At 71.7% G+C, this 254-nt stretch carries 1 protein-coding gene; it reads left to right on the top strand.

What is annotated here, in order from left to right; genetic code table 11:
• A partial coding sequence (locus IO20_RS37330; RefSeq protein ID WP_037637097.1) for an acyltransferase domain-containing protein occupies positions 1 to 254 on the top strand: 254 nt, incomplete at both ends.

The following is a 254-nucleotide window of genomic DNA, read 5'->3' as shown; positions in this document are numbered from 1 at the left end:
GGCATTCGATCGGTGAGATCGCGGCGGCGCATGTGGCGGGGGTGTTCTCGTTGGAGGACGCGGTCCGTCTGGTGGTCGCCAGGGCCGGGCTGATGCAGGCGTTGCCGAAGGGCGGCGCGATGGTGGCCGTGCAGGCGACGGAGGACGAGGTCCTGCCGCTCCTGGACGGTGCGGTGTCGGTCGCCGCGGTCAACGGGCCGCAGTCCGTCGTCGTCTCCGGTGAGGAGTCCGCGGTTCTCGCGGTGGCTTCGCGT

The organism is Streptomyces exfoliatus (assembly GCF_000725545.1).
Lineage (GTDB): Bacteria > Actinomycetota > Actinomycetes > Streptomycetales > Streptomycetaceae > Streptomyces > Streptomyces exfoliatus.
The sequence above is the reverse complement of the archived record's forward strand: the minus strand, read 5'-3'. Positions and strand labels throughout refer to the sequence as shown.